The sequence below is a fragment of the uncultured Anaerobiospirillum sp. genome (genome assembly GCF_902485895.1).
Classification (GTDB): domain Bacteria; phylum Pseudomonadota; class Gammaproteobacteria; order Enterobacterales; family Succinivibrionaceae; genus Anaerobiospirillum; species Anaerobiospirillum succiniciproducens.
The window spans coordinates 1-4,720 of sequence record NZ_CABTML010000099.1 but is presented as its reverse complement, the minus strand read 5'-3'; the positions used below and the strand labels follow the sequence as shown (position 1 = coordinate 4,720).

General features: G+C 41.7%; 4 protein-coding genes. 1 reads left to right on the top strand and 3 read right to left on the bottom strand.

Annotated elements, in window-relative coordinates; all coding sequences use genetic code 11:
• Nucleotides 1-82: 82 nt before the first annotated feature.
• A complete protein-coding gene (locus RDO37_RS07980; protein WP_308498702.1) occupies nucleotides 83-922 on the top strand; it encodes a flagellin in 840 nt (279 codons plus the stop codon).
• A gap of 235 nt (nucleotides 923-1,157) precedes the next feature.
• On the opposite strand, the gene RDO37_RS07975 is transcribed toward RDO37_RS07980, so the two are convergent.
• From RDO37_RS07975 to RDO37_RS07965, 3 genes are all read right to left on the bottom strand, one after another.
• Nucleotides 1,158-2,075: a DUF2262 domain-containing protein gene (locus tag RDO37_RS07975; RefSeq protein WP_308498701.1), complete on the bottom strand. Its 918-nt coding sequence runs from the start codon at nucleotides 2,073-2,075 to the stop codon at nucleotides 1,158-1,160.
• Between the two features lie 254 nt (nucleotides 2,076-2,329).
• Nucleotides 2,330-3,202: a DUF2262 domain-containing protein gene (locus tag RDO37_RS07970; RefSeq protein ID WP_308498700.1), complete on the bottom strand. Its 873-nt coding sequence runs from the start codon at nucleotides 3,200-3,202 to the stop codon at nucleotides 2,330-2,332.
• A 274-nt stretch (nucleotides 3,203-3,476) separates the two neighbouring features.
• The gene (locus RDO37_RS07965; RefSeq protein WP_308498699.1) at nucleotides 3,477-4,358 is read right to left on the bottom strand and encodes a DUF2262 domain-containing protein; all 882 of its coding nucleotides are present in this window, start codon (nucleotides 4,356-4,358) and stop codon (nucleotides 3,477-3,479) included.
• Nucleotides 4,359-4,720 lie beyond the last annotated feature (362 nt).

The window sequence follows — 4,720 nt, the reverse complement described above, 5'->3', positions numbered from 1 at the left end:
TTTAATTTTTGTTGCCATATTTCTATCCTTTGCAACGTGTTTATCGCGTATTTAATATGCAAAGAATAGTTTACTAGATCAAATGCGTATAAATAGCGCCAAGGACGATGCAGCAGGCCTTCAGATCGCTGATCGCTTAACATCCCAAATAAATGGATTAAATCAGGGAAATCGTAACGCTTCTGACGGTATAGCCCTTGCCCAGACCATCGAGTCAGGCATGGATGAAATGTCTGGTATGCTCCAGAAGATCCGTACCTTAGCAGTCCAAGCCTCCAACGGAACCAATACTGCAGAAGACCGTGCAGCTCTCTCAAAAGAAGCTTCTGCATTAGCTAATGAAATATCACGTATTGCAGATCAGACTACATACGGCGGCAAGAAAATTTTAAAAGGATACCAAAGTGCCGCTGGTATTTATGAATTTACAAATGCTGCAAAAAAAGCAAATTCTGCTGGTAAGTTAACTTTGCAAGTTGGCTCGAACAAGGGCGATACCATCGAATTCCAAGTTAAGAGCTACATGTTTTCCATGATTGCATCTGCCGCTGGTCTTAATGATAAAATGGCAAATGCAGCAGCAGCTGATAAGTCTTTTATCATCGCGAACGGCAAAATTACAGTATCATTTACTTCAAGTAAGGACACCCAAGAAGTAATCGGATACATGGATAAAATGATTGCACAGGTCGATAGTGCCCGTGCCGACCTTGGCGCGATCCAGAACCGTTTAGAATCAAGCATCCGTAATCAGTCTAACGTTGCTGCTAATGAAGCCGACGCCCGCTCACGTATTCGTGATGCTGATTTTGCTGAAGAATCTGCCAACTTATCACAGCAGTCAATCATTCAGCAGGCTGCAGCCTCTATGCTGATGCAGGCTAATACCCGTCCTCAGCTGGGCTTAAGCTTACTTGGCTAAAAGCTTTCTTGCTTAGTATTGAGCCTTAGCTCATATGGAAAACCCCGCTATTGCGGGGTTTTCTCATTATAGGCAAGGCCTGTTAACTTGCTGCGGACGCTGTTTCTAAGCTAGGGCGATGATTAGCCGTACATTCTCGTTGAGCTTGGTGGCATGCATGTGCATGGCTGCTAGAAGGCCTTTGCTATTAATCTAGCACTTATTTTGAATGTTATTGTGTGTCCATTAGCAGCTGTTAGTAGAAACCGTCAAAATCAGCTGTGGTGATACCGTCTTGCACAGTGCCCTCGACTATAACAATTGCGTCTTCTATGTACTCAGGACAAACATAAGTAGCCTCAAATCTACCATCTGAATATATACCAATCTCAATCACGGTAGACTCGGCGATATATTGCTCAGTTGTTACTATTTCAGGCTGAGGTCTTGGTTCAATAGGTTCAGTTCTTGGTGGTAAAAAAAGATGCTCAAGATAAACAACATCATCTCTTAGCTCATCTTGCTCAAACTCCCAGTCACCTTGTAGTCTATCGTTCACCTCTCTAGTGAATGAATCCGCACCATATTCACGTATTTGCTTGTCCCATGATTCTTTATTTATAACCATGGTTCTGGCAAAATCAATTACCTTAGCCCATGTCGTCTTGTCATATGGATCAGCGTGCAAGATCAGCCTAATAGTCTCCTTGCACCATTTTATCTCTTCAAGCTCAAACATATGAGATCGCTTGTTAAGCACAAGTGTGCCTAGTACATCATCGTGAATAACGACATCTTGTGAGTACTCTTCAAGAAGTGCAGATAACTGAGGATGCTCATCATGATCCTTTACTACATCAACAAGACACCATGGTAGAAAAGGGAGGCGTTTTTGATGCTCGGCTTTCATTTGGCGTATTTTGAGCTTGCAGATTTGCCCATGCTTAAGACGATTGAAGATAGCTTCGTTATTGTAATCAGCTTCAGTCAGTGGCAAATCGATGCGCATTTTCTCAATAACTAACTCACCGCTGTCACAAAAAACCGCACCCATTGTCCAGATGTAACAGATGTTTAAACCGTCATCATAATCGTACGTTCTGTCAGCTTCGTTGATTAGAGCAATAATCTCGCGCTCTTCACTTTCATACTTTTTGTAGAAATCTTCAAACATAAATATATCCTTCATAAGGCCTTAGATACGCGTCACTGCGCCTAGCTCAGATTGGCCAATTTAAGGCATTGTTGCGCTTAGCAAGTTGTCCTATGTGTTTAGCTAATTATAGAGGGTTCTGTGAGCTCTCTTCGGTCAAGCAATATAAGATCACCGCCACTCTTCTTTGCATAAATAACTTAGCGAATCATGGCTAAGGTGCACTGTAGTTTGCAGTGCATTACTTTGAGTGTGCGCTTATGGTAGTTCTTCATTTACTCTATGTAAGCGGTCTCTATGCCCTTATGTACATTGCCTTCAACCGCGATAGTTTCTCGGCCTAAGTACTTGAGACATCTAAAGGATACGTAGAAGTTGCCTTGTGCATCTATGTTCAAATAATAAAAATCTAGAGCAGAGGCAAATTGTCTCTTAGTTAGTTTTTTAGGTTTATTGCCTGTTTCATGATTTCCGTTTGCATCATACGAGTCCCCATAATAATGATGAAATACGTCTAGCAAAAAGTCGTTAGCATGCTCAGTAAATAAGTTTGCTGCATACTTGCGTATGTTCTTGTCCCATGATTCACAGTCGCTAACCATGGTTTTAGCCACACTTATGGCTTGAGCCCAGGACTCCTTATCTAATACATTCACTTGCATCGCAAAATTAATGATATCGTCGCACCAGGGTATACCGCCTGTAAATTCCTCAGCATACTTGTCGTACTCCAGCTCTCCAAGCATCTCATCGTTAATCACAACATCCTCAAGGGACTCTTCAAGCAAATTAGATAGCACAGGGCATTCTTCATGCTCATTGATTATTTGAGAAATACACCATGGGAGGAAAGGGAGTGTATTTTGAAACTCCTTTTTCATCTTGCGTATCTTTAGCTTGCATATTTGCCCTGGCACAAAGCGCTGGCATTGCGTGTCGTTCTTGCAATCTTCCTCAGATAAAGGCAAGTCTAAGCACATCTGCTCGGTAACTAAGTCACCGCTATCACAAAACACTGCAGCTAAAGACCTGAAGTGGCTGATGCAGATATTGTCTGCTACCATTTTAGGGGTACTTATACACTCATCTATAAGTACAATGACCTCATGTTCCTCGCTTTCATACTGCTTAAAGAACTCTTCAAACATAGGTATATCCTTTTAAAGCGGCATTGTTGCTGCGTTTTGTGGGCTTTGTGAAATGATTGCTTTTAGGCTGTGGTGGTGATGGACAGCTTAGTATGCTCACCTTAGCTAAGAGCGTGAGCTTTTTATGTTTAGTGAAGTTAACATCACTGACACTCATTGTATAGCACGAATACTAAGCTAGTCACGGCTAAGGCATGCCCTGATTGGTCTTATGTGATGTCAGGAGGTATTGTTCTTGCCAATATATTAAACTGAGAGGACGTTGATTGTATCCCTAGAATATATCTATATCAGCACTGTAAATACCCGTGTTAACATTGCCTTCGACCTCGATAGTTTTTCCGCCCAAGTACTTGCGACTTTTTAATATTGCATAGAAGTAACCGTCTGCATTTATTTCTAGAAGACAAATATAAAGTGCAGAGGCAAATTGTCTTTCGGTTACTCTTTGAGGTGTTTCGCCTGATACATGGTTTCCGTATTCATCATACTCATCACCATATTCATAGTGAAACATATCTTCTAAAAATTTGTTTCCATCCTCGGTAAACATAGATGCTGCATACTTGCGCATCTTCTTATCCCATGATTTACAATCAGCAACCATGGTTTTGGCAAGGCTGATAGCTTGTGGCCAGGACTTTCTATCTAATGCATCCACACGTAGCGAGAAATCAATAAGCATGTTGCACCAGTTAAGGTCGCTCGCTAATACGCCACCAAACCGGTTGAACTTTAGTTCGCCTAGCACCTCATCGTCAATAACATCATCCTTATAGTACTCATCGAGCAAATTAGATAACAAAGGGCACTCTTCATTCTCATTGATCACTTGAGAAATACACCATTCGGGGGTAGAGCTTAGATCTTGACACTCCTTTTTCATCTTGCGTACCTTGAGCCTAAATAATTTTTCTGGCTCAAAGCGTTCGATTAACGCGTCGTTATTGCAATCTTCCTCAGCTACAGGCATGTCTAACCACATTTTCTTGGTTACTAACTCACCACTATCACAAAACAACATAGCCATTGTTTGGATGGAGATTTCGTAGATATTAGTGTCCGCGTTCTTTGTAGGGTATCCTCCAGAATTACCTATAATTACAATGACCTCATGTTCCTCGCTTTCATAATGTTCAAAGAACTTTTCAAACATAGGTATATCCTTAGTTGCTTTTAAGGCCTCATCTACAGTATTGCTGAGGCTATGGGTAGAGGTGGTTATTAAGGCTGTAGCTGTGATTAACAGCTAAGTAAGCTCACTTTAGATACGCTGTGAGCTCTTAGCGCTTAGCAAAGTTAAAATCACGGCCGCACCTTCTCTAGCACGAATACTAAGCAAGTCAGAGCTCAGGCATGCCCTGATTGGTCTGCAGTGATGTCAGGAGGTACTGTTCCGATTCTTGCCACTGTATTAAATTGAGAGTGGCTTATTGTACCCCTAGAATATATCTATATCAGCACTGTAAATACCCGTGTTAACATTGCCTTCGACCTCGATAGTTTTTCCGCCCAAGT

What these genes read in the sequence shown, in the direction of transcription:
- RDO37_RS07980 (WP_308498702.1), top strand. Translation starts at nt 83, where the DNA reads ATGCGTATAAATAGCGCCAAGGACGATGCAGCAGGCCTTCAGATCGCT.
- RDO37_RS07975 (WP_308498701.1), bottom strand. Translation starts at nt 2,075, where the DNA reads ATGTTTGAAGATTTCTACAAAAAGTATGAAAGTGAAGAGCGCGAGATT.
- RDO37_RS07970 (WP_308498700.1), bottom strand. Translation starts at nt 3,202, where the DNA reads ATGTTTGAAGAGTTCTTTAAGCAGTATGAAAGCGAGGAACATGAGGTC.
- RDO37_RS07965 (WP_308498699.1), bottom strand. Translation starts at nt 4,358, where the DNA reads ATGTTTGAAAAGTTCTTTGAACATTATGAAAGCGAGGAACATGAGGTC.